Annotated in this window: 29 protein-coding genes and 3 pseudogenes; 17 read left to right on the plus strand and 15 right to left on the minus strand. The window is 59.0% G+C overall.

Annotated elements, in window-relative coordinates; genetic code table 11:
• Nucleotides 1-33 precede the first annotated feature (33 nt).
• From AC0L2P_RS06170 to AC0L2P_RS06195, 6 genes are all read left to right on the plus strand, one after another.
• On the plus strand, nucleotides 34-717 hold the full coding sequence (locus tag AC0L2P_RS06170; protein ID WP_473500348.1) for a recombinase family protein: 684 nt from the start codon (nucleotides 34-36) through the stop codon (nucleotides 715-717).
• Nucleotides 718-1,027: 310 nt separating this feature from the next.
• Nucleotides 1,028-1,363, plus strand: coding sequence for a hypothetical protein (locus AC0L2P_RS06175; protein WP_473500349.1), 336 nt, complete (start codon nucleotides 1,028-1,030; stop codon nucleotides 1,361-1,363).
• A gap of 758 nt (nucleotides 1,364-2,121) precedes the next feature.
• A complete protein-coding gene (locus AC0L2P_RS06180; protein ID WP_473500350.1) occupies nucleotides 2,122-3,303 on the plus strand; it encodes an SEC-C metal-binding domain-containing protein in 1,182 nt (393 codons plus the stop codon).
• 130 nt (nucleotides 3,304-3,433) lie between these two features.
• Entirely contained in the window at nucleotides 3,434-3,970 is a 537-nt protein-coding gene (locus AC0L2P_RS06185; protein ID WP_473500351.1) for a hypothetical protein, read from the plus strand.
• Nucleotides 3,971-4,028: 58 nt separating this feature from the next.
• A complete protein-coding gene (locus tag AC0L2P_RS06190; RefSeq protein ID WP_473500620.1) occupies nucleotides 4,029-4,577 on the plus strand; it encodes a Shedu anti-phage system protein SduA domain-containing protein in 549 nt (182 codons plus the stop codon).
• Nucleotides 4,578-4,629: 52 nt separating this feature from the next.
• The gene (locus tag AC0L2P_RS06195; protein ID WP_473500352.1) at nucleotides 4,630-4,833 is read left to right on the plus strand and encodes a recombinase family protein; all 204 of its coding nucleotides are present in this window, start codon (nucleotides 4,630-4,632) and stop codon (nucleotides 4,831-4,833) included.
• A gap of 156 nt (nucleotides 4,834-4,989) precedes the next feature.
• On the opposite strand, the gene AC0L2P_RS06200 is transcribed toward AC0L2P_RS06195, so the two are convergent.
• The 3 genes from AC0L2P_RS06200 to AC0L2P_RS06210 all read right to left on the minus strand — a co-directional run bounded on the left by AC0L2P_RS06200 (nucleotide 4,990) and on the right by AC0L2P_RS06210 (nucleotide 6,885).
• Nucleotides 4,990-5,286 carry a hypothetical protein gene (locus AC0L2P_RS06200; protein ID WP_473500353.1) on the minus strand — a complete coding sequence of 99 codons (297 nt, stop codon included), beginning with the start codon at nucleotides 5,284-5,286 and terminating at the stop codon, nucleotides 4,990-4,992.
• 443 nt (nucleotides 5,287-5,729) lie between these two features.
• The gene (locus tag AC0L2P_RS06205) at nucleotides 5,730-6,332 is read right to left on the minus strand and encodes a hypothetical protein (protein ID WP_473500354.1); all 603 of its coding nucleotides are present in this window, start codon (nucleotides 6,330-6,332) and stop codon (nucleotides 5,730-5,732) included.
• Between the two features lie 187 nt (nucleotides 6,333-6,519).
• Entirely contained in the window at nucleotides 6,520-6,885 is a 366-nt protein-coding gene (locus AC0L2P_RS06210; RefSeq protein WP_128187400.1) for a low affinity iron permease family protein, read from the minus strand.
• Nucleotides 6,886-7,076: 191 nt separating this feature from the next.
• Between AC0L2P_RS06210 and AC0L2P_RS06215 the strand changes: the two genes are divergently transcribed.
• Entirely contained in the window at nucleotides 7,077-7,559 is a 483-nt protein-coding gene (locus tag AC0L2P_RS06215; protein ID WP_287347399.1) for a pyridoxamine 5'-phosphate oxidase family protein, read from the plus strand.
• Nucleotides 7,560-7,895: 336 nt separating this feature from the next.
• On the opposite strand, the gene AC0L2P_RS06220 is transcribed toward AC0L2P_RS06215, so the two are convergent.
• From AC0L2P_RS06220 to groES, 6 genes and pseudogenes are all read right to left on the minus strand, one after another.
• Nucleotides 7,896-8,237 (minus strand): hypothetical protein, encoded by a 342-nt coding sequence (locus AC0L2P_RS06220; protein ID WP_473500355.1) that lies wholly within the window; start codon nucleotides 8,235-8,237, stop codon nucleotides 7,896-7,898.
• A gap of 611 nt (nucleotides 8,238-8,848) precedes the next feature.
• Nucleotides 8,849-9,175: an antibiotic biosynthesis monooxygenase family protein gene (locus tag AC0L2P_RS06225; protein ID WP_095491314.1), complete on the minus strand. Its 327-nt coding sequence runs from the start codon at nucleotides 9,173-9,175 to the stop codon at nucleotides 8,849-8,851.
• 35 nt (nucleotides 9,176-9,210) lie between these two features.
• Complete coding sequence (locus tag AC0L2P_RS06230; RefSeq protein WP_473500356.1) at nucleotides 9,211-9,576, minus strand: 4a-hydroxytetrahydrobiopterin dehydratase; 366 nt, start codon at nucleotides 9,574-9,576, stop codon at nucleotides 9,211-9,213.
• A 49-nt stretch (nucleotides 9,577-9,625) separates the two neighbouring features.
• Nucleotides 9,626-9,700: pseudogene (locus AC0L2P_RS06235) on the minus strand (NADH-quinone oxidoreductase subunit D-related protein); the annotation flags it as partial.
• A gap of 42 nt (nucleotides 9,701-9,742) precedes the next feature.
• Nucleotides 9,743-11,386: a chaperonin GroEL gene (groL, locus tag AC0L2P_RS06240; RefSeq protein ID WP_473500357.1), complete on the minus strand. Its 1,644-nt coding sequence runs from the start codon at nucleotides 11,384-11,386 to the stop codon at nucleotides 9,743-9,745.
• A 50-nt stretch (nucleotides 11,387-11,436) separates the two neighbouring features.
• Complete coding sequence (gene groES, locus AC0L2P_RS06245; protein ID WP_473500358.1) at nucleotides 11,437-11,751, minus strand: co-chaperone GroES; 315 nt, start codon at nucleotides 11,749-11,751, stop codon at nucleotides 11,437-11,439.
• 483 nt (nucleotides 11,752-12,234) lie between these two features.
• Between groES and AC0L2P_RS06250 the strand changes: the two genes are divergently transcribed.
• Nucleotides 12,235-12,525, plus strand: a complete 291-nt coding sequence (locus AC0L2P_RS06250; protein WP_473500359.1) for a hypothetical protein — start codon at nucleotides 12,235-12,237, stop codon at nucleotides 12,523-12,525.
• Nucleotides 12,526-12,645: 120 nt separating this feature from the next.
• Here the strand turns inward: AC0L2P_RS06250 and AC0L2P_RS06255 are convergent.
• Nucleotides 12,646-13,079: pseudogene (locus AC0L2P_RS06255) on the minus strand (hypothetical protein).
• A 303-nt stretch (nucleotides 13,080-13,382) separates the two neighbouring features.
• Here AC0L2P_RS06255 and AC0L2P_RS06260 point away from each other — a divergent pair.
• The 4 genes and pseudogenes from AC0L2P_RS06260 (at nucleotide 13,383) to AC0L2P_RS06275 (ending at nucleotide 16,063) form a co-directional block, all read left to right on the plus strand.
• Nucleotides 13,383-13,568 (plus strand): DUF3606 domain-containing protein, encoded by a 186-nt coding sequence (locus AC0L2P_RS06260; protein ID WP_077380219.1) that lies wholly within the window; start codon nucleotides 13,383-13,385, stop codon nucleotides 13,566-13,568.
• A gap of 375 nt (nucleotides 13,569-13,943) precedes the next feature.
• A pseudogene (locus AC0L2P_RS06265) lies at nucleotides 13,944-14,294 on the plus strand (ATP-binding cassette domain-containing protein); the annotation flags it as partial.
• A 1,091-nt stretch (nucleotides 14,295-15,385) separates the two neighbouring features.
• Nucleotides 15,386-15,634, plus strand: a complete 249-nt coding sequence (locus AC0L2P_RS06270; RefSeq protein ID WP_473500360.1) for a DUF6894 family protein — start codon at nucleotides 15,386-15,388, stop codon at nucleotides 15,632-15,634.
• Nucleotides 15,635-15,802: 168 nt separating this feature from the next.
• Entirely contained in the window at nucleotides 15,803-16,063 is a 261-nt protein-coding gene (locus tag AC0L2P_RS06275; RefSeq protein WP_473500361.1) for a hypothetical protein, read from the plus strand.
• Here AC0L2P_RS06275 and AC0L2P_RS06280 read toward each other — a convergent pair.
• Together AC0L2P_RS06280 and AC0L2P_RS06285 are read right to left on the minus strand one after the other, a co-directional pair.
• Complete coding sequence (locus tag AC0L2P_RS06280) at nucleotides 16,054-16,353, minus strand: DUF1236 domain-containing protein (protein ID WP_473500362.1); 300 nt, start codon at nucleotides 16,351-16,353, stop codon at nucleotides 16,054-16,056. The two genes, AC0L2P_RS06275 and AC0L2P_RS06280, sit on opposite strands and share 10 nt — an antisense overlap.
• Nucleotides 16,354-16,636: 283 nt before the next feature.
• Nucleotides 16,637-17,551, minus strand: coding sequence for an ATP-dependent DNA ligase (locus AC0L2P_RS06285; protein WP_473500363.1), 915 nt, complete (start codon nucleotides 17,549-17,551; stop codon nucleotides 16,637-16,639).
• A 123-nt stretch (nucleotides 17,552-17,674) separates the two neighbouring features.
• Between AC0L2P_RS06285 and AC0L2P_RS06290 the strand changes: the two genes are divergently transcribed.
• Both AC0L2P_RS06290 and AC0L2P_RS06295 read left to right on the plus strand, forming a co-directional pair.
• Nucleotides 17,675-17,863, plus strand: coding sequence for a DUF3606 domain-containing protein (locus AC0L2P_RS06290; protein ID WP_473500364.1), 189 nt, complete (start codon nucleotides 17,675-17,677; stop codon nucleotides 17,861-17,863).
• A 29-nt stretch (nucleotides 17,864-17,892) separates the two neighbouring features.
• Nucleotides 17,893-18,315: a YidB family protein gene (locus AC0L2P_RS06295; protein ID WP_473500365.1), complete on the plus strand. Its 423-nt coding sequence runs from the start codon at nucleotides 17,893-17,895 to the stop codon at nucleotides 18,313-18,315.
• Nucleotides 18,316-18,340: 25 nt separating this feature from the next.
• Here AC0L2P_RS06295 and AC0L2P_RS06300 read toward each other — a convergent pair whose 3' ends face one another.
• The 3 genes from AC0L2P_RS06300 to AC0L2P_RS06310 all read right to left on the minus strand — a co-directional run bounded on the left by AC0L2P_RS06300 (nucleotide 18,341) and on the right by AC0L2P_RS06310 (nucleotide 19,228).
• Entirely contained in the window at nucleotides 18,341-18,559 is a 219-nt protein-coding gene (locus AC0L2P_RS06300) for a KTSC domain-containing protein (protein WP_473500621.1), read from the minus strand.
• A gap of 159 nt (nucleotides 18,560-18,718) precedes the next feature.
• Nucleotides 18,719-18,940 (minus strand): hypothetical protein, encoded by a 222-nt coding sequence (locus AC0L2P_RS06305; RefSeq protein WP_473500366.1) that lies wholly within the window; start codon nucleotides 18,938-18,940, stop codon nucleotides 18,719-18,721.
• Nucleotides 18,941-18,988: 48 nt separating this feature from the next.
• Nucleotides 18,989-19,228 (minus strand): hypothetical protein, encoded by a 240-nt coding sequence (locus AC0L2P_RS06310; protein WP_473500367.1) that lies wholly within the window; start codon nucleotides 19,226-19,228, stop codon nucleotides 18,989-18,991.
• A 1,134-nt stretch (nucleotides 19,229-20,362) separates the two neighbouring features.
• Between AC0L2P_RS06310 and AC0L2P_RS06315 the strand changes: the two genes are divergently transcribed.
• From AC0L2P_RS06315 to rimO, 3 genes are all read left to right on the plus strand, one after another.
• Complete coding sequence (locus AC0L2P_RS06315) at nucleotides 20,363-20,443, plus strand: hypothetical protein (protein ID WP_473500622.1); 81 nt, start codon at nucleotides 20,363-20,365, stop codon at nucleotides 20,441-20,443.
• A 192-nt stretch (nucleotides 20,444-20,635) separates the two neighbouring features.
• Nucleotides 20,636-21,295 (plus strand): TerC family protein, encoded by a 660-nt coding sequence (locus AC0L2P_RS06320; protein WP_473500368.1) that lies wholly within the window; start codon nucleotides 20,636-20,638, stop codon nucleotides 21,293-21,295.
• Between the two features lie 151 nt (nucleotides 21,296-21,446).
• Nucleotides 21,447-22,760 carry a 30S ribosomal protein S12 methylthiotransferase RimO gene (gene rimO / locus AC0L2P_RS06325; RefSeq protein ID WP_473500369.1) on the plus strand — a complete coding sequence of 438 codons (1,314 nt, stop codon included), beginning with the start codon at nucleotides 21,447-21,449 and terminating at the stop codon, nucleotides 22,758-22,760.
• Nucleotides 22,761-22,816: the final 56 nt, after the last annotated feature.

Raw genomic sequence — 22,816 nt, forward strand, 5'->3', positions numbered from 1 at the left:
GGTTTGCAGTTTGAACACCCCGGGATTAGCAACATGCCGCGCGCGGTCGCCTACTATCGGGTTTCGACACAGCGGCAAGGCCGCTCGGGACTGGGCATCGAGGGCCAGCGTGCCGCGGTCGCCCGCTTTGCCGAGGCTGAAGGAATGATCATCCTCGAGGAGTTCACCGAGATCGAAACCGGAAAGGGCGCGGATGCTTTCGATCGACGTCCCCAACTGACAGCCGCCCTCGCCCTTGCCCGCCAGACAAAATGCCCGGTCGTCGTGGCCAAGCTCGACCGCCTCTCGCGCGACGTCGCCTTCATTGCCGGACTGATGGTCCAGCGTGTTCCGTTCATCGTGGCCGAACTCGGTGCTGACGCCGACCCATTCATGTTGCATCTGTATGCCGCCTTGGCCGAGAAGGAGCGGCGGATGATCTCGGAACGAACCAAAGCCGCCCTCGCCTCTCGCAAGACAACTGGAATGAAGCTCGGCAATCCGACCAACACGGCGGAAGCTGCTGCGAAAGGCCGGAAGAACTCCGTCCGGGAAGCTGACAGATTTGCTCAAACCGTGCTGCCGATCATTGCCTCCATCCAGCAGTCCGGCATCACCAGCCTGCGTGGCCTGGCAATCGCCTTGAATAACCGCGGCGTTCGCGCGGCGCGCAATGGCCAGTGGCAAGTCTCGAACGTACGCAATATTTTGGCCCGGCAAGCTGCTGCCCGGCTTTAATAGGCGGGAATTTGCTGGGTCTTGCCTAGGTTGTTGGCGTGGATCGCTTACACGGATTGAATGGCGCCTTGGACTGACTGGACCATACTTACATGGTGCGGGAACCCGCGGCATATCTCCTGATGGCTCCGACCCGGGCAGTCGGACATCGCGGGATGGCCTAGCCGATTGCTTCATCCATCAGTTTCCCCTCCCCGCGAAACCAAGGTCTATTACAACCGATTTGCTATGCTAGAAACCGCCCGGCCACTTCCTTCTGCTGAAATCGTCAAGTGCGCCCTTGCTTGGGGGCTGCTTGCGCGCGCCTGGATTGCGCGATGTTGCCGCTGGGGAAATGGAGGGCAATCTAATCGGAAGAATTGAGCGTGTAGAAGTTCGCAAGCGCGGTTTCTTCGGCATGATGCTTTGGCTGCTGTTTCTTGCTTTTAACGGGTTGATGACGGTGTGGATGTTTGCTGGCCTGAAAGGAGCGACAGAGCGGTATCAGGCGACAGCCGATGCGGCCTCGCATGCCGGCACAGCGATCGGCGCCACCATCGCCACCGGGATTCTGCTGTGGACCTGGCTTTTTGGTGCAATCATCCTTGGGCTGCTGGTCCTGCTTTCGCGGGGGAAGAAAGTCACGATCGAGCGGACAATCGACTGATGGCCGCCGGAGGGAGGCCTCGGCAATGACGCACGGCGGAAGGAAGCAGGTTTTAGTAAAGGCATCCTCGTTTGGACCCTCCCGTGCCCTGCCCGATCCACCTGTGTTCGAAGCCACGAATGACCGAACAAAGAACAGGATAGAACGGCCTCTCGACGCATCGGACCTACTGCTTGCCCAGTTGCATGCGCAGCGCCATCTGAAGCGAAAGCAATTCCGCGACGCGGCATTTGCAGACGGAGATCCATTAATTATCCGTGGGATAGCACCTGGTAGCGATCCTCCGATCGTTCACCAATTCGCCGTAGTGGTGGAAACATCGACGACCAAGAAAATTCGTGTTCGGAGTTGGCTAGAGGTCGAGCAGAAATGGAGTGCGGCTCGGACGCTTCAGCGACGAGATATTGTTCGAAGAGCCCAGCTTGAAGAGATGCCGCCGTTGCCGGATTGTCCCAAGAGCTTATGAGCCTCGTTGCCCTATACACATCGCAGCCGTCAGCGCCTCGATGCTCGCTGGCGCGGTCTGGCGCTACCGGCAGCGCGACATGATCGGCATGGGTGCCTGCCTTGTGATGGCGGCGACGGGTGCCTACTTGCTGCTGCGCTAGCGCCTCTTCGGCTTCGGCGTGATCTCTTGGATCTGCTTCCTTACCCAGTCTTGAAGCTGCCGTACACCTTTGGCGGCGGAAGCGGCGTAACTGGAAAGGAGCTGATTGTAGCCCAGTTGGATTGCGAGGTCGGGCTGCCTATAAGAAGAGATGGCAACAATCTCAAACCCCACAGGCAGGAACCACCTCTGCCTTTGTGGAAGCGGGCGAAAATTCAAGAAATGTTGTTTGTCGAAAGCCGACAGTGTCTCTCAATTCCCCTCCCGCGATCAAATCGCGGCCTGGGTCGAGATTGGCTTCGCACTTGAGCAGGTTGGGAAAAACCCTCACCTTAAGCCGTTGCGCTACGCAAACAGGCCGCAAGGTGAGAAGGTGATCTGGGTGGGTGAGTCCATCTGTGTCGGTCTTTTCAAGACACCGTCTGATTTCCTGCTCAATTTTCTGAAACTGAGAATGGACCACGACGGCTGGTGGGCCAAACAAGAAAAGTTACCCCAAGAAAGCCGTCATCCAGTCGCCTCTTGGGTGGACATTTTCAATGCCCAACTCCAATGCGCTCGCGTGGGGGGTGAGCGTGTAGTCAAGTTTGAAACCACGGGCGCATCGGCTGCGCTCCTGTCTTTGGCCTATGATTTGTGGGTTTTGGCTCAGCATGGAGTCGATCACGAACGATGCCTGAAAAGGCTTCGCATTCCTGACCAGTTCCATGGCGCAAGATACGAGATGTACGTTGGCGCTCACCTTCTCGCAGCGGGTTTTGACATCAGGTTTATCGAAGAAGGAAAGTGCGTCGGCAGTTGCTGCGATTTTGAGGCTGTGCACCGTGAAACAGGCGCCCAATTCACCGTCGAAGCCAAAGCAACAGGGAGGGAAGGCTTGCTCGGAAAGCCAGGTCGCGCCCCGACCTCTGAAGAGATCTATCCACGAGTGAGATCAAAGCTCGCCGAGGCTCTCTTGAAGCAGGCTGACCATAGGCGAATTGTGTTTGTGGACATTCACATGCCCGAATTCAACGGACGGGGAGATGAAGCACCATGGGCGGACGCGCTATTTCGCGATGTGCTCGATCTCGCTCGTCACCCGGCCGGTTGGGACGCTTATCCTTGCGCATTTGTCTTTCTAACCAACCATCCCGATCATCTGGAACTTCACAGCCTAGACCCGTGGTTCAATGTGTTTATGACCGTGCTTAATAGCCCTTACATGCGGGAGCCCATCAGCAAGTCGGGCCAGATCCTGACCGAGCCTGGCGCATCTGAGCACCGTGCAATCGATGCGTTGTTGGAGCAACTGCATAAGCGCCGGTCGTATTTCCCGGAGTTTCCCGATTAGCTGGATTGCCAATCCAAACCGTCGGGCCGAGGCCAGTTTCGTCCGGGACGCACTAGACCGATCACATCGGGAGGTTGAACACCTGGCGAAAACTGGTGCTAAAGTACGTAAGCAATGGGTTTGACAAATTATGCTTTTGCACGAGCCGCCTGAAAGTTTTTTGGATGCAATTCATAGACGTATTGATCTAGCCCCTCGCGACGTTATCGAGCGGTGCTTCCAAACCAGCGAGCAAATCCATCATTCGTTTTGGCTCTCAGGCCCGCTCCTAATAGTGGCATTCGGCGAGCGTTCACTTCAGGACCAGTGGGTCGCCTTCGAAAGGCTGGCCGGAACGCCCCTGCCAGGCATAACTGGCTATCCAGACTGGGATGCCCTGTTTTCCGTCCTTGGGACCCAGCTATCGATCCAAGGCGTCGAGCTCGCGATGCGTGAGAGTGTCATCTCTATTCACCCTGGAGGACGGGCCTGGCTGGCCAACGTGGGCATGTTGGCCGTCGGCCCCGACTGCGACTTTTCTTACGAGATCCGCGCTGCTTTTGTTGCGAATATCTCGGACGGGAATGGCGGCTACCGACCATACGCCGCGATGGCTGAGGACTTCGAAGACTGTCTCACCCGGACCCTTTCGCGTCACCTGGTGCGGGTGCAACATGCAGCAGCTTAGCGAAGCAGAGGTTGGTGTCTTCGAGAGCCTAGTGACCACTCAAGAGGGGTACACTGAGATGCAGTGCGCTCCATATCTTGAGTGGGCCACTGATTGTTTACTGCAACAGACCCCCGTCCAGGAGGTCACTCTCGCCGAAAAGCGCAGTTACTTCGGGCGCAGCGACCACATGATCGTTGCCGATTTGCAATCCGAAACGGGGCCGATAGATCGCATCGTGGAGTTTTGGGAACTGAAAGCGCCTCAATCGCCTCTCATCGAATATGACGACGCTGCCGGCCGGTACCGACCCTCGAAGGACTTAGTCAAAGCCGAAACCCAGCTTATTCACTACGTCCACGACGCCCGAGGCAGTGACAACTTTAGGCAGCGCTTCGATGTGAGATACCCACGTCACATCAGAGCGGGCGGAATCATAATCGGCCGCGACGGCCGATATATGAGAGGCGGGACTGAAGTCGAGCAGGCAGATGCTGCTCATTCGTTTCAGCTCCGGCTGGAAGCCATATATGACGTTTGCCGGATCCGGATCGTCACTTGGGATCGGATATTGCGGTTCGTTAAGCCACTCGCCTCACCCAACGGTGTTCCGGGCACGCCGGGGTAGTCCGAACGCTCCTGTTTAAGCCGCGTTCCTGCCAAGTGAAGCTGCGACAGAAGTGCCAACTGATCTAGCGCGCTACAACCAGTTTGCCCAGTCCGTACTGCCTATCATCGCATCCATTCAGCGCTCCGGCATCACCAGCCTGCGTGGCCTGGCCGTCGCCTTGAACAGCCGCGGCGTTCGAACAGCGCGCAATGGCCAATGGCAGGTGTCGAACGTGCGAAACATCTTGGCGCGGCAATCTGAAGTCCAGCTTTAATAGGCGGGAGTAACTAGCAGTTGCGGTTCGGGCCTAGGTATGCCTGGCTCGCCAGCTTGGTTTGCCACCTACACTGCAGGCGGAATAGGCAACCTAGTTCCGGGAACCGAACCGCCGATCCGGTACATGGTAGGCGAAGGGGTCGGTGAGCGGGCGTTATAGAAAATACGAACCGGCCAGCGCGTACCCTGCCCAGGCCAACATTGAGAGCACACACAGGACTAGGAGCCACGGAACCCCGGACGGTTGGTTGTCGAGGGCGGCGCTGGCTTCTTCCTTTTTTTCGACCAGATTGTCGTCCCGCCCGCCTTTAGTGAGCACCATACCGGAGAGCCCATTTTTCCCATCCGTCTCTCTCGAAATCCTAGTCCGAATATCTGCACGGATCACCGGATCCTCGGGCAAGCGACTCGCAAACCATTCAGGAAGATTGTCGCCATCGTTCTTGTCCATTGCGCTTCATTCTAGCGGCCGTCATTTGCCTCGCGATGGCGCATCAGGGCCGAACCGATCGCGCAGCTTTACCAGACCGAGCGTGTCACGGTGGTGACACGGCGCATGATGCCAAGTCGAACCTGATGGACTGCGCCAACGTCAAGGGCGTCGACTTCGATCCGTCGCCGATCCGCGTCGAGCGCATCGGTTGAGGCCAATGCGCTGGTTCGCGATCTGCGTGGTTCGCGTGCGTTGGTCGAGGCGGCGATCAACCGCTACATCCCGGCAAGCTGGCCCGCTGAGCACGAAGCGCGGCTGGCTCCGTATCGACAGGCTGCCCGCGATGCGTTCGCGGCGCTGATCGCGGTCAGGTAATGACTCAGGCATCTCCATCTCGTCGGCAGGACCTTCGCCACCGTTGCCGAATCCGGCGTTAACATTGCCGCTATTGCCCGCCGTTGTCAGCGCGCGACGCTGCCGCTGCCTCCGACGCTGCCGCTGACGCTGCCGCTGCCGTCAATGCTGCCGCTGCCACCGATGCTGCCGCTGCCGCTGCCGTCAATGCTGACGCTGCCACCGATGCTGCCGGTGGCGCTGCCGTCAATGCTGCCGCTGCCGCTGCCGTCAATGCTGCCGCTGCCGCCGATGCTGCCGGTGCCGCTGCCGTCAATGCTGCCGCTGCCACCGATGCTGCCGCTGCCACCGATGCTGCCGGTGCCGCTGCCGTCAATGCTGCCGCTGCCACCGATGCTGCCGGTGCCGCTGCCGCTGATGCTGCCGGTGCCGCTGCCGTCAATGCTGCCGCTGCCGCTGATGCTGCCGGTGCCGCCGACGCTGCCGTGGTCGCCGACGCTGCCGCTGCCGGCGATGGTGTCCCTACTAGCTGTGCCTGTCGGATGGCCCTCGCCATTGGTGAGCGGCGGGCACAAGCGACATTGCTGCCCCGCCGAGATCTGGCGCTCAATCGCCTGCGCAAATGCTGGAACGGTCGCCGCTGAGCCGAAAAATGCACTTGAAATCAGCACCATACCGGTGCCGGCGAGGAGATGATGGATGGTTTTCATTGTGTTGCTCCCTAAGACTTTCACCTTGGGTTAACAATTCAAACTCAGAGCCTGTTAAATCGGTTCCCTGCCATGTCGTTCTTAGGCGGGCCGTGGCCGGAAACTGGCCGTTTTGGCAAGCGCCTGGGGTTGAATTTTGAAACGCAGGCGAGCCGCTGGACGCGATCTCGCCAAGCCGCTGGCGTAATTAGGCGCCAGAGACTCCCTCGTGCTTAGCTTCTTGATCAGCCGCCGCCGCTTCCAGTTCAAGCCGCGCCAAATGGGCTTTGATCTCCTCGGGCTGGGCGTGCTCGAGCCCGACGACATTGTTCCTCGTTTCCTTCAATGCGACAATGATCTCGTCGAGCTTCGCATGGATGGCAGCAGTGTCGCGATAGCCCTGAATCAGCACGACGCCGGTAATCACTATCGCAGCCACTGAGAGCGCATAAGTGATTACGTTTGTGAGCCCAAACGGAACCATCGCAGTGCAGGCGATCATTGCAGCGATTAGCACATAGAAGCCGGGCGGTCGGGATAGAAAGTCGGCCATCACAAAGAGAAATCGGTTCATGCGAATCCCCGTACGAACGATGTGATCCGATTGGGGCTGCATTTCGGGTGCTCGTCAAGGGCACCGTGTTAATGGCCATGTTCGTCGTCACGCCGACCTGATCTGTGGCTGGCCAGGTTCTGCCTGTTGTCCGCGAGCGCTTGGAACCACGGCAGACACGCGGCGTTTGGCGTTCTCACAGGAGACAAGCCATGCCCGACAACGATCAGGAATTCAAAAGCAAGTTTTGGGATTCGATCCGTTCCGACATGACGGCAATGATCGGCGTCCCGAGCGTCCACCCTCGACCGATGACAGCGCAGTTCGATGGTGACCGCAACGTAATCTACTTCTTCACAGCGAAGGACACCGACTTGGCCGAGGCCGTTGCATCTGCAAAGGAAGCGACACTGGTCTACTCCGCCAAGGGACACGACCTGTTCGCCACCGTTGAAGGCACACTGATGATCGACGATGATCGGGCAGTCATCGACCGATTGTGGAATCGCTTCGTCGCCGCATGGTTCGAAGAAGGCAAGGAAGATCCGAAGCTGTGCTTGCTCAGGTTTGATCCTGCGGACGCCGAAATCTGGAAGGATGCTTCCAGCATCGTCGCCGGGGTGAAACTTTTCCTCGGGATGGGCGACCCGAAAGCGGACTACAGGGACAGCGTGGCACAGGTTCGCATGAAATAACCCGCCCTCTAGATTGGACCCAGGCGAGGAATGGACGGCGTTCCTTTTCACTGCCGACCGTATGCAGCCATTCATGCCGCGCTGCGAGTCGCTGATCTCTCGGGCCGAAGGCATAATGCCGATGCGATGCCAGAACGCGTTGAGCTCATCGGCGAGCGGGTCGGCTTTCGGGTCGAGCTTGTCGCCGACTGGCGTTTGTCGACAGCATCGTTCGCCTGACCAGATCTGACGACGCTGCCCCTATATGCAGCCTTCATCCAGAAGCGCATCCGCGTGTCGCACATCCTCGCAGGATCGCAGAGAGCGCCGGGCCACTCGCTGGCAACAAAGTGCCTATCACGACTGACTTAGACGTATCTTGTCTTCAGTGTGGGTGAATAGACTCCCGGTGAGCGACGCAATCTCTTCCTCTCCCCAGATGGCTTTGGTGGCTATGATGGGCACCATCGGCAGTTTGGATTCCTCTGCGGATGACCGTCCCTCTTTGAGCGCCTTAATCTCGTCATCCCGCCTGGCGATGCGGCTTTCCAGATTTGCGATGCGCTCGGCCAAAAAGTAGCGCCCGACCAGGAAGCCTCCTCCTGCAAAAAGGACGGCGAACGTAGAAAAAGCTATTGGGTTGGCCAGCACCAGAGCCGAGTTGATTTGTAGAAAATCGATTAGGTCCTGCATCAACATCCTTTCAGTTCCTCGGAAGCTTATGAATCTCCAGCCGAACCGGCCCTCCCCGCTCGCACCTCGTGCAGAAAAGTGCCCTTTCGACCGTGCTGAACAGCGCGTCCCTGCCGTAGCGCCTGATGAGGGCCGGCGCCTTTACCTCCGCATGGTGCGAGCAGTTTCTGCACCAGGCGCGTAACGTGTGCCATTGGCGGAGATCGCCCAGCGATACGTCCAGCCCGGCATGTATGCTGCCCTCAACGATGGTCTGCGGCGGCACTGTGGGCTGGCCAGGCGTGATGATCTTCCCCATCACATGCCGGCTGTTGTAGTGGATCAGGAGCATGCCAGCCCGGCGTCGGATGGCGGTTTGCCAGGCCGCTTGGATGACGAAAAGCTAGGCATTCCCCGCGCCACCTTCCACCGCTGGCAAAAGATCCCACCGGATGCCTTGATGCAATCCGAACGGAAAACCCGCGCTTGCAAGAGATGCCGAACGACCCGGCGGCCGAGAAAGCCGGATCCGCCGAAAACGGTTACAATGCGAATCGTTCATGGCCGTCGTGGCTCAAATTCGCCAGCTTATGTCGAGCTGTCTCGGCCGTGCTGTTCAGGTCACCTGAACAGCACGGCTACTGACCACCATCTATCACCTGGGCTACCTCGTACAGATTGGGATCGATCTCGTCCGTCAACTGATCGAAGTGACCCCACTCCTTCCGGAATTCCGGCGATTGATGAGCCGATCGCAAGAGATCGCGATTCTGCCATTGGACGTAGTTGACGATGCGCCGCCCGTCGAGGCTGCGATGCAGGCTGATTGAGATGAACCCAGGCTGGCGCGCCATAAAGCGCGCCCGCTCGGTCATGACGGACAATGCCTCGGTCTGCTTGTCCGGTTCAGAATCGACGATGGTGATTTGGGTGACGGGCTGGTTGCCGGTTCGGATCTCTGTCATGGAAACCTCGCTAGATTGGCGATGGATTTGCCGTGTCACTGCTGGCGGTCGAGGGGCAGGCCCGAGCGATCGAACACCCGATCGATCTTGCTCGCCATGATGAAATCGTTCTCGTGCAGTCCTTTTATCTTCTTGGTGCTCAGGGAAACCGTCACATAACCCCAGCCGAAGCTGATGTCGGGGTGATGGCTTTCGGTTTCGGCGAGCTCACCGATCTCCTGAACAAGGGCGAGCGCGTCCCGGAAATTGCGGCATCGAAAGCTTCGCTGGATGCGGTGGGCATCGTCACCCAGCTCCCAATCGGGAGCCTGTGCCTGGAAGCGTTGGGCTTCATCACGCGTGAGCGGCGGGACGCCGCCGCGACAAGGCGTACATGTTTTCTCGGCAAGAGTGTCGGTCATGTTCTTGTCTCCAAGACCATTTTTAGCAGCAAATACGACAGCGACGAGCCTATCGATCGATCTCCCCGAACACGATGTCGAGCGAACCGATGATCGCCGAGATATCGGCTCGCATGTGCCCGCGTCGCTGGCCTTCCGTCGTCATGGCTATAGTCTCAGGCGCCGCTCAGTAGTCCATTCCGCCCATTCCGCCCATACCTCCTGCGCCACCCATAGCGGGCGAAACCTTCTGCGGAATGTCCGCGATCATTGCTTCAGCGGTGATCAGGAGCGCGGCAATCGAGCCGGCATCCTGCAGGGCCGTGCGAACGACCTTGGCGGGGTCGACGATACCGGCCTTGATCATGTCGACATAGTCTTCGTTCTGGGCGTCGAAGCCCTGATCGTGATCCTTGCTGTCGGAGAGCTTGCCGACGACGATCGAACCTTCAACGCCGGAATTCTCGGCAATCTGGCGGATTGGCGCTTCAAGTGCTCTCAGCACAATCGAAATACCTGCCGTCATGTCAGCATTCGCGCCAGTAAGCTCAGTCAAAGCTGCCTTGGCGCGCAAAAGCGCAACACCGCCGCCGGCAACGATGCCTTCTTCCACGGCTGCACGAGTGGCGTTCAGCGCATCATCGATGCGGTCCTTCTTTTCCTTGACTTCCGTCTCGGTCGCGCCGCCGACGCGAATGACAGCAACGCCGCCAGCCAGCTTCGCCAGCCGCTCCTCGAGTTTCTCCTTGTCGTAATCCGAGGTCGTTTCCTCGATCTGCAACTTGATCTGCTGGACGCGCGCCTGGATGGTGGCCTTCTCGCCGGCGCCGTCGATGATCGTCGTCGTATCCTTCTCGATCAGCACGCGCTTAGCCCGCCCGAGCATGTCGATCGTGACGTTCTCGAGTTTGATGCCGAGATCCTCCGAAATCATCTGGCCGGCGGTGAGCACGGCAATGTCTTCCAGCATCGCCTTGCGGCGGTCACCGAAGCCAGGCGCCTTGACGGCCGCGACCTTGAGGCCGCCGCGCAGCTTGTTGACGACCAGCGTCGCCAGCGCTTCGCCCTCGACGTCCTCGGAGATGATCAACAGCGGCCTGCCGCTTTGCACCACGGCTTCGAGGATGGGCAGCAGCGCCTGCAGGTTGCCGAGCTTCTTTTCGTGGATGAGCACGTAGGGGTCTTCCAGCTCTGCGCGCATTTTTTCGGCATTGGTGACGAAATAGGGCGAGAGATAGCCGCGGTCGAACTGCATGCCTTCGACGACATCGAGTTCGGTGTCGGCGGTCTTGGCTTCCTCGACGGTGATGACGCCATCATTGCCGACCTTGTCCATAGCCTTGGCGATCATGGCGCCGACAGTGACGTCGCCATTGGCGGCAATGGTGCCGACCTGGGCGATCTCGTCCGAAGATTTGACTTTCCTGGCCCTGGCTTGAATGTCCTTCACCACGGCAGCCACAGCAAGGTCGATGCCGCGCTTGAGATCCATCGGGTTCATGCCCGCGGCAACGAATTTGGCACCTTCGCGCAGGATGGAGGCGGCCAGCACCGTGGCTGTCGTCGTGCCGTCACCAGCAAGGTCGTTGGTCTTCGAGGCCACTTCGCGCACCATCTGGGCGCCCATGTTCTCGAACTTGTCGGCAAGCTCGATTTCCTTGGCGACGGCGACACCATCCTTGGTGATGCGCGGCGCGCCATAGGCCTTGTCGATGACGACATTGCGGCCTTTGGGGCCGAGCGTCACCTTGACGGCGTTGTTCAGAATTTCGACGCCGCGAAGCATCCGGTCGCGGGCATCGGTAGCGAATTTGATTTCCTTGGCAGACATGATTTTACGTCCAGTTCAGTCTTGAAATTGCGGGATCGGAAATCGCCCGGTCAGGCGGCTTTCTTGGCCGCTTTGGTCTTCTCGACGATGCTCAAAATGTCGCTCTCCTTCATGATCAGGAGATCCTCCCCGTCGATCTTGACCTCGGTGCCGGACCATTTGCCGAACAGGATGAGATCGCCGGCCTTGACGTCGAGCGGGATCAGCTTGCCGCTCTCGTCACGCGAGCCGGGCCCAACGGCGATCACTTCGCCTTCCTGAGGCTTTTCCTTGGCGGTGTCGGGAATAATGATCCCGCCCTTGGATTTGGTATCGCCTTCCGCGCGCCGAATGACGACGCGGTCGTGGAGTGGCCGGAATTTCATTGGGGTTCTTTCTGCCGCCGCATATGGAGCGACTGCAACACTTAACATAGCCCCTTTGGCACTCGAATGATAGGAGTGCCAAATTTTTAATTCCTCAAGCCGAAAATATTTGAAATGTAAATCAGTCGTTGTTACCGGCGCTTTTGGCCGTCCGAAAAGCGGAGCAATAAGCAATTTTATCGTAATACATCCCTCTTAATTTTGCCGACAACAGACTATAGTAATCAGCAATTACGAAGCAAACCTATTGAGCCTTGATTGAATGTGCATCGAAACATATATATAGATTGCGTGGATTTGGCCGATTTGGCTTTCGCGGTCCCGATCGACATAGGTCCGCGACCTTCGACCCGCCATGAAGCACCGAATTTTCCGACAGCGAATGTATAGGGCTTATTCGGCGCGCATGTCGCTCTGTTGGAGCCTTTGAACCACGGCGCTGACCACGGATGTACTGGCAGCATTGGGATCTTTCCGGTTCGGATGGAAAAGATGCAGGAGGGACGTCGGCGCGCTCCTGCGGAAAGCACCCATGGCCAGTCGCACCACGCAGACCGTCGTTCACTTTTCATCCGCGTTCCGGCTGCCGGGTTTGAGGCGTGGCAACCTGCCGGAGACTACCGCGTCGATCGATTGAGGGGATCCTCCAGGCTTGCCTGGCGACGCGTCGACGCGTTCATTCATCTGCCGGCAATCGCCCTGCAGAGTTCGGCGCAACAGATGGTGCAACTCAGCCCAGCAGTTGACGCCGCTCTCGAAAAGGACCTTGGATAATCATGACCGCACCATCCCCAATTCAACGCAGCCTTCCCGCGTGGGGAGCGCTTGCCTGCGCTGCGGCGGCGGCTTTCATGCGAGCCCGCTTCAACAATGATGCCGCGAAGCGTCGCCGGCTTATCCGACGAAAGCCTCACGCATCCGAGCGAACATGCCGGGCTGTCTCCCGGCAATCGCCGCACGGATGTGACGGGCGGCCGTTGCGGCGATCACCGTCGCGCCGAAAATGGCAATAGCAGATGATCTCATGCAATTGCCCCATCGGTCAGTTCGAAGAACCGCTTCGCTTCGCTGTAGTTGTCGTTTTCCAACCCGGCGGCGCGGAGGACAGGATCCTCGAAAGCGACTGAGATCGGCGAGCCGCCGCCGCGCATGGCCCCGCGTGCTCTAACCGGCTGATACTCGGTGCAGCGTCGGAGGCGCCGGTCAGGGTTCCGTTCAAGGAGCTCCGCCCAGCGTTCAAGACGTTCGCTGCGCGACATGGCCTGGCGCGGGTAGGCCTGATCGATCTCGGCGACGATCTGCAGTTGCTCGATCGTCTTGATTGAGATTGAAGCGCTCGTGTCCGAAAAACCGGCAGCAGGCCAATTTGGCGACCTTCGATGCATCACGGGACTCCATTCGTGATGTCGCGCGGAAAGTTTACTCCCACGGCCGCAAGAACGTGTACCAACCCAGAAGACCTCAACGCTTCGACGGCGGACGAGCAAAACGTTCCCCGTAAGGGATCGGCTTATCCCTGCGACCGCGGAGTTGTGCGGTTTCGACATGGTTGGGGACTACGTCCTTGTCCCCGACGATTAGAGGATTATCCTTGACACGTTTGGGCGAGGCGATCGCCCATGGAGGTTGTCATGGCAGACGACAAGTCAAAGCGTGGTCCGCAAGATAGAGCACGGGTCGACGGTGGCGAAGACTATGAAGTCGGGTACCTCATGAAGAAGCACCATCTCGAACGGGCTGATGCCCTCAGGCTGGTAAAAAAGTATGGAAACAACCGCGCAAAGATCGAAGAGGAACTCGTTGCCCGAAAGGTTTGATCGTGTATTGCCGTGAGGCTGGCATAGAGCCAAGCACGCCTGAGTGTGACCAGGCTGCAGGCATAATCATGGCGCTTTTCAACAACGGCATCGGCACTGCTGAGGAATTTGAAGACAGCGCGCTCCAGTTCCGTTTGGAGAGTGAGTTGTGACGGTACGGTCAACGCCTATCCCGCCTAGCTGAGAACCGCTCTGGATCGTAATTGTACATCGAATTCCAAGTGGAGGTCGCGTTAGATACAAAACGCGAGCCCTCTGAAAAAACCCATTGTCCAATTAAGGCAGTGGGTTTGGAGGCTGTATGAAAGGGGTCGTTGTTTGGCGCTATTTCACGGGCATGCCGTGTCAGATGCACGCGGACCTCCGGGGAGTAACATGCTGCTGAGGCTGCACCGGATCGACAAATTCTACCCCACTGGCGAGGGGCCGTTGCATGTTCTGCACGGGATCGATCTTTCGCTGGAGGCGGGCAAGAGCCTTGCGCTGACCGGCGAGTCTGGCAGCGGCAAGAGCACGCTTTTGCACCTTGTTGCAGGGCTCGACAGCCCTGATGCGGGAGAAATCCACCTTGGCGGTACCAATATTGTGGGGCTGAACGATACAGCCCTTGCCGCCCTGCGGCGGGGAACAGTCGGACTTGTGTTCCAGCAGTTCAACCTGATCCCTTCGCTTGATGTGGCGGCCAACCTTGCCTTTCAGGCTCGGCTTGCTGGCCGCCCTGATCCGGCATCGTTAATCCAGTGTTCGCCCTCGGGTGGCTTTGCGACCGGCTTGGGCTCCATCGGCGGAATGAACTCGCGGCGGCCGACGCCGGTACTTAGAATTTTACGCACCCATTCGTTTCCAGGCGGAAGGTTTATATTAGCCAGAGTGAACGGAACGTGATTCCGCAGTGGCGCGGAAACCGAATCCGCTTGCAAGCGTCGCCATGGGGGCGTTTGCTTCGGCCAACCTAGAAAGCGCTTGCTCGACTTTTTGAGCCGAGGCGTCAGTGCGCTTGATGTGCCGGATCACCTGCTGCCTCAGCCGTGTGAGCCTTTCGGCCCGATAAACGTCGCCGTATCTCGCAGTTTCAAGTTGGAGGGTCGCGAGCCTCATGGCTACCAGCTCAAAGTGACTATCTGGGACAGCGCGGCGATGTCGCCATAGATCATCGAACCTTTGACGAGAAAACATTTGTCACCTAGCACTTCGAGGAGCGAGCTTGACGCGGTGCAAACCGGCAGGTTCTTCGAACTGGCGTACGTACAGCGCGTCGCGGTTTCGAGCCTCCGGTCCGCAGCTTCGGCATAGCTGACGCTGATCGCGAGGATAGCGATAGCAAGGTGGCTCGGGGGTAAGTAAGGTCGCGACATGCATCAAATTTAGCACCGGCCTTTGATGGGCTTCGTCCATCGATTGGATGAAGCGTCACCTATATTAGCTACCACTTGACTGAGGCGCTGGCCGCCCAGCGCGGGGCATTGGCATCGCGACGTGGTTGCGATCACGGCCACGGTACGTAGGCGGGTCACCGACGACCGTATCAGCGTCTCGATCCCATCCTACAGCTTCCCGCATTCCTCCTGGACAGCAGGTCCAAGGTCAAACGAGGCCAGCAAATCGAACTTACCGGAGAGATCACGCGCATAGACGAGGAAGGCGGCAAGGTGACAATCGATCTGGGTCCGCTGGTGACGATCGACATCGGGAAGGTCAGGCTTGTTGAGAAGTACAGGCCGCCGAAGCGCAAGAAGCCGCTGCGCGACATGGTGGATTAGCGCTTTGTATGTAAAAAAGAGACATTGAACATTTTCCGGCAATCCTAGTTAGGATTGATGCCGCGCTACTTCTTCGACTTGTCCAGCAATGGAGAGACCTTCCCAGACCCTGAAGGTTCAGAGCTTCCGAGCCTGGAATCTGCGGAGGACGAGGCAGCAAAAACGCTGCTTGAAATCGCAAGAGAAAAGCTGCCCGATGGCACCTACCGCGAGGCTGGCATTCAAGTCCGCGATGAAGCAGGCAACCAGTTAGTGCAGATCGTGGTCAAATTCGAACTGCGCCGCATAGCGCGCACCGAACGATGAACGATCGATGGGGCGATAGTCTCTACGTTGAAGTTGCCCGGTTATACCAAGAGCGGGCGTGGCGTCATGTGGACGACTTTCATTCGATTATCGAAGAGACGCGTCGGACAATCGAAGCATCGCGCCAGTTGCTGGCCCAGTTAGCCGCCAAACAGGACCCGCCCCCTGATGAGTGATCGAGAAGTTAACGAGGCTATCCACAGCGCGTGGGCCGGCTTGCATCTGGTTCGGATGGCGATCGAGATGACCTGCCCGGCCGGCGTGTTGCCGAGCGAGGATGCGGTGTTGCTGCTCTACGGGCCTGAGCCGGTGCATGAGGGCGAGGCGCTTGCAAAAGCGATCATTGAGACTGTCGAGCGGCTGACCCGGACTATTGACGCTTTTGCGCCGCCATCCGGGCCAGCGCTCCTAAGACCAGATCAGTCGTAGACCTTGACGATCTTGCGCGTGCTCGGATCCACCAGAACGGTCCGGTTGTCGACGACCACATAACGGTATTTGACGTTCGGCACTTCATGAAGCTCGACTGTATCCGGGAGAGGCGAGCCGATGTTGAGCTCGACTCCAGGAATTTTTACCGAAGCGAGCGGCTGTTTCTTGACGTATTCCTTGATGACGGTTTCCTGCTGCGGTTCGATGATCACATCCTGGGCGGCAGCGACACCAATGCCGGCCAACAACAGAAATCCCGCGGCTGCGGTGGAAAGATGCATTCTCATAGCCGTCTCCTTGTTGAGATTTTGCCGGGACGCAGCTTCATCGCGCCAAGCTCACCTCAACGCGAACCAACCAACGAACGTTCCTTGACAAGGCTTAAACCAGTAGACCGTAAGACCTAAGTCTGGCCTACCTGCGCAATGGTCCCATGACAGGCGGCGTCGGGAACAGCCGCGGCTCTTTGTAGTTGGAGCGTCATCTCCGGGAGGAGAAATCGGCGCAAGGACCGGCCCTTCATGCGCTGATCAGGGTCCGCCGGCCATGCTGGATTTGGCAGGCGGACCCTTAGTTCCCCGAACGCTCCGGATCATCGCCGAAGCCCAGCAGCGAAGCGCTGCGAATATACTTATGCTCGCCGCGGAGGTGCTTGACGCGCAGCTTGACCTCCCCCTGCTGGACCCATTGCGTCGCTGGCCGCCTCTTGACGCCCTCCGGGGGCGGGCCGGCATGGTCCTTGACCCGCTTCCACAGCCGTTCCTTCATGTCGCGACCCAGGCTGATGAAGGCCGAGCCGACATATTTTCCGGTGCCGGGTTGCGCCAGCAGGGCGAATGCCGCCTTGCCAGGCTCCCGCTCAACGCCGAGCAGCTCGTATTCCTGAAAGGTGAAGCTCTTGGTCTTGAGCCAGTTTGATGTTAGCCCGCTCCGATACGGGCTCTCCGCGCGCTTGGAGACGATGCCCTCGAGCCCCGCCTGGTCGGCGAGATAGAAGATAGCCTTGGGGTCGCCGGGGATGGCTTCGCTGAACTGGATGCGGCTGTTCGGCTTGATGATGCCGAACAGCATTTCGCGGCGCGCTGTGCAGCCGATGTCGCGCAGATCGTGGCCGTCGAGATGCATGATGTCGAAGGCGCCGAGGATCGCGCCGTAGGGGTCGCTATGGACCACCTTCTGCAGCGCGTCGAAGTCGGGCAGGCCGGCCTCGTTGGTGACCACCGCCTCGCCCTCGAAGATCGCGTTCTTGACGTCTAGCTCGCGCGCGGCTTCGACAAGGCCGGTGTATTTGCTCGTCCAGTCCGCACCGCTTTTGGTAAAGGCGCGGATATCGTCGGGGCTGTTGATGACAATGTGGGTGCAATAGCCGTCGAGCTTGATCTCGTGAATCCAGTGTTCACCCTCGGGTGGCTTTGAAACCAGCTTGGGCTCCATCGGCGGAATGAACTCGAGGCGGCCGCCGCCGGTACTTACAATTTTACGCACCCAGTCAATACAAGGTACAAAGCTTATATTAGCCAGAGTGAACGGAACGTGATTCCAATAGGGGTGTGGCAACGAAAGCTGCTTCCCGGCGTTGCTGTTGATTCGGATCCGAAGGAGACCAGAATGGCTGACGACAGGAGCAAGCGGGATGTCCGAGCCGGCAACCGCGTATCGGCGGACGAAGACTATGAGATACAATATTTCGCCGAGCAAAACGGCCTGACGCCCGACCAGGTTCGGCAGTTGATCAAGACCTACGGCAACGACCGCGCCCGCCTGACAGAAGCTGCAAAATCGCTTCGTCTCAGCTGATCCGGAAACGATGCACCAGGAGATGCGAAATGAGCCTTGACATAGGAAAGGTCGCCATAGCGTTGCTTGGGCTGCTTGCCTACAAGAACAGGGACAAGATCGGCGAGCTGATCGCGGGAAAGAGATCGACAGATCCAAATAGCATGGGCTCCCCCGGCGGTCTCGGCGATATTCTGGACCGCCTCAGGAATGCAGGTGCGGGCGACCAAGTTGATTCGTGGGTAAGTAAAGGATCAAACCGGCCCGTTCAGCGCGAGCAGGTTGAAAAAGCAATCGACCCGCAAACGTTGAACGATCTGGCCGAGCAAACCGGATTGTCCCATGACGAGCTTCTCGACCGGCTCACAAGAGAACTCCCCGACGCAGTGGACAAGCTCACTCCCGACGGCCAGTTGCCGGCGAGCAAAGGTCCAAATCTTCTGGACGAGGTCCCAGGGACTGGTCGCACTTAGCGCCACCTCGCCACGACAGGTCAGGTCATCCCGGGTCGGCTTCGCTCGCAACCAGGCGGTACGGGAAGTGATTACGGATGTGGGCGTTAAAGTAGCGGCCCTTCGCGAACGCGGCTTTAAACGCCGCAAAGGTCTCTGGCGGAACACCCTCAAACTCGTAGCGCTTGCCGCTGGCCACGAACCACACCGAAAGTACCTTCCGCTCGGGATCGTACTCCGCTTTGCGAATCGAAGTGGAGGGCATGGCGATCAACGAGTGGAGATGCCGTCGCGTTCCTCGTCTTTGATGGGGCGCAAAGAAAGCCCGGCGACGCGACCGTCCCTCTAGTTCACTTTCCCATATAGCAGTCCTCCAGCAAGGCAACCTTCCGCTACGGTGCTTGATGCTCCCGTGCGGGGCTACTTACCTAAACGGGCCGAAGGACTTGTTGGAGCGCTCCTCGCCTGGCCCAGATGCAAGGGCCTCAAGCTCGCTGATCTCTTGGGCCGAAGGCATGGTGCCGATGCGGTCCCAGAACGCCTTTCGCTCCTCCGCCAGCGGGTCGGCCTTTGGATCGAGCTTGTCGATGTCGGTGTGGATGTAGGGCAACTGCTGCGCACCAAGCGTCGCCGGCCCGACATACACATGACTGGAGCGCTCGATCTCGGCGACCCGGATGAAGCGCTCCGCGATTCACCGGTGTTCATGGCGCGCCTCTTTTTCCTGGCTGTTCTGCTCCTCGCCGCCGTCCGTCCGGTTGATTGTCACCGTGCACGTAATCAGTGTGTTCCAGTCCGGGCCGTGTTCGATGACGTTATGAAGCTCGGAAATCTCTTCAAGATAGTGCTCGATCGTGATGGGGCCGTTCTGGTGGCCGTAGACGAGAACAGCTTTCCAGCGCTTGTCGCCATGAAGCGATACAACGTTACTCATTGCCGAATTTCTCCTTTGGTCATCAAACAAATCCGGCTGGATTGCTCGCGGGCCAAATGCCTTGACCACCCGCTCGTATAGCATGCCTACAAGCGCAAATCTTAAAGGGCACGACGCCGCGAAGGTCCTGCGCGATGAACTGCGGCTCGCCGACCGGGCAAGCATCCCACATTACCAACCAGCGGCCGGCACGGCGCTCAACGTCGCCTTTTCGGCAGCCAGCCCAGGTCTCCGAGCGGGCCTAACGCGAGCTGATCGGAGCCACATGTCACCAATTTGGGACAAAAACGCGTGCAGCTAGGCCGCCTTCGTGAGTTCCGCAACTTGAACGCCAAGCCGGAACGCCTGACCGTCTGCAAACGAACGCGCGTAGCTCTCAGATGTAAAAGGGACCGTGGTAGTGCTGCCGCTGACCGTCACGCGCACCGACCACTCTTTGTCCCTAACGATTTCAACGGTATGTTGCTCATGCGGAGCCATGCATTCCTCCCAGAATCTTCCGTTGAGGATGAGGAGGGTAGCGTCGTAAAACTGGTTTGCGTGCAAATAATCCGACACTGCGAGGTCGAAATCAGCGCACAGCTACGCCTCAAGGTCATGGCCCTATTCACTTGCGGCCGGCTTAATTCCCCACGGACAACTCGAACAGCTGAGTCCACACCTCCGACACACGGATGGGAAACGCTGCCCGGAGCGTTGCCGTATTGGTGCGCCTCTTCTCTGGTTTCGCCGCTCGCCTCTGGTCAGCCGCTTCGCCACGAGGCAATGATGTTCGGCGGAAGTGTTCTCTTTCCGACTCGCCATTCCCAGCTCACCAGGTCCGTCAAGCACGAGGGCAGTTCCTCAGCTGGAGAAGGTTGGATGTCGGTTCCTCTCCCTCCGCCACTTCCAGCCTGTACGGCCCGGAGACATGGGTAACAGTTTGTACCTAAGACATAGGGGACAACCTCGTGCCGAACGGGTTGTCGATGGTCTGTAGAGTCCTTTGTTCCAGGTCGAAATATCCCAGATCATAGTGCATGAAGCTGACGAGCCAAATGCCACCGTCGACTTCGATGATTCCGAGCCTCTGGCCGGCGAGCACGGGGACAATGGTACCGGCTGAAATTTATATGCGAGACAGCGCCGGACCACATGGAAGTCCTGCAGCGGCGCTACCGGATCGGTGATGAAATTCCGCGAAGCGACTGGCCCAAATACAATCTCTATGACTAGGCATTCGCGACTTGTGGCCGTATTTTGCCAGTGTTTCAGGCCGATCGTCGCAAACTCTGTATATTTGCTGCAATAACGGGCGGTTTGCCGGGCTTGTTCCAACCAGTCCCTTGACGCGCGGGAACCATACACGTTAGGCCGTCCCGGCATTCGACGCGAACGGTCGGCCAACCAGCAAGGGACTTCCAGTCGATGGAAATTTTCACTGCCGCGGGCTTCTCTGCCCTGCTCCAGGTCATCGCCATCGACCTCGTGCTTGCAGGCGATAACGCCATCGTCATCGGCCTGGCCGCGGCGGGCTTGCCGGTCGAGCAGCGCAAGAGAGCGATTCTCATCGGCGTGGTGGCGGCGACGGTGCTGCGCATCGGTTTTGCCGCGGTTACCGTCACCCTGCTGCAGATTGTCGGCCTGCTACTGGCCGGCGGCATCTTGCTGCTGTGGGTGTGCTGGAAGATGTATCGCGAGCTGCGCACGTCCGATGCCGACGAGGTGGAGGCGACCGAAGCGTTGTCCAATTCCGATATCAACAGCGATGATTTGGTGGCCGGCAAGGCGCGCAAGAAGACCTTGGGCCAGGCGGCATTGCAGATCGTCATCGCCGACGTTTCGATGTCGCTCGACAACGTGCTGGCGGTCGCAGGCGCGGCGCGCGATCACTTCCAGGTGCTTGTGATCGGCCTCGTCCTGTCGATCGCGCTGATGGGCCTTGCCGCGAGCTTCATCGCCAAGCTGCTGCACCGCCATCGCTGGATCGCCTATATCGGCCTTTTGATCATCTTCTATGTCGCACTCGACATGATCTACCGGGGCGCGGTGGAAGTCTTGCCGCATGTCAGCAGTGCAATGAGCTGACGCATCGACTCGAATTCGCATCGGCCCGCGTTTCAGCTTCGGCGAGCCTTCGGCGACGGCGGCGGTTGCGTTTCGCCGCAGCCGCTGCCCATACCAATGCCGCGACAAGTGTGATACTGCGCCGCCAATCCTGAAAATCCGGAAAGCTTTGATGTCCGCCCCTCGCGTCAGTTTCGTCAGCCTTGGATGCCCGAAAGCCCTTGTGGATTCGGAGCGCATCATCACGCGCCTGCGCGCCGAAGGTTACGAGATTGCCCGCAAACACGACGGCGCCGACCTGGTCGTCGTCAACACCTGTGGCTTCCTCGATTCGGCCCGCGACGAATCGCTCAACGCCATCGGCTCGGCACTTTCGGAGAATGGCAAGGTCATCGTCACCGGCTGCCTCGGCGCCGAGCCGGACGTCATCCGTGAAAGGCATCCCAACGTCCTCGCCATCACCGGCCCACAAGCCTATGAAAGCGTGATGGCGGCAGTGCATGAGGCTGCCCCTCCGAGCCACGATCCCTACATCGACCTTTTGCCGCCGCAGGGCGTCAAGCTCACGCCGCGCCATTATGCGTATCTCAAGATTTCGGAAGGCTGCAACAACCGCTGCACCTTCTGCATCATTCCGGCGCTGCGTGGCGACCTCGTATCGCGCCCGGCCGCCGACGTGTTGCGCGAAGCCGAGAAGCTGGCCAAGGCCGGGGTCAAGGAGATCCTCGTCATTTCGCAGGATACCAGCGCCTACGGCATCGATATCAAATACCAGACCAGCATGTTCGGCGATCGCGAAGTGCGGGCGAAATTCCTCGATCTATCGGAAGAACTGGGCAAGCTCGGTGTCTGGGTGCGCATGCACTATGTCTATCCCTATCCGCATGTCGCAGACGTCATCCCACTGATGGCCGAAGGCAAGATTCTTCCCTATCTCGACATTCCGTTCCAGCACGCCTCGCCGCGGGTGCTGAAGAACATGCGCCGGCCCGCTCATGGCGAAAAGACGCTCGAGCGCATTCGCGGCTGGCGCGACGTCTGCCCGGACCTTGCCATCCGCTCTACTTTCATCGTCGGCTTCCCCGGCGAGACGGACGACGACTTCGAGATGCTGCTCGACTGGCTGGACGAGGCCAAGATCGACCGCGCCGGCTGTTTCAAATACGAGCCGGTCAGAGGCGCCCCCTCCAATGGGCTCGGCCTCGAGCATGTGCCGCAGGAGATCAAGGAAGCTCGCTGGCATCGCTTCATGCAGCGCCAGCAGAAGATTTCGGCAACGCAGCTCACCAAGAAAATTGGCAAGCGCCTGCCTGTCCTGATCGACGAGGCGCATGGCCGTTCGGCCAAGGGCCGGACCAAATACGACGCGCCCGAAATCGACGGTTCGGTCCACATCCAGTCGCGGCGGCCACTGCGCGCCGGCGACATCGTCACGGTCAAGATCGAGCGCGCCGACGCTTACGACCTTTACGGCTCAGCAGTCTGATATTCAGTCCGAAATAAAAAGGGCGCCGCGTGGCGCCCCTTTTGTTCGATATGTTT

This window comes from Mesorhizobium sp. WSM4836, assembly GCF_055811815.1.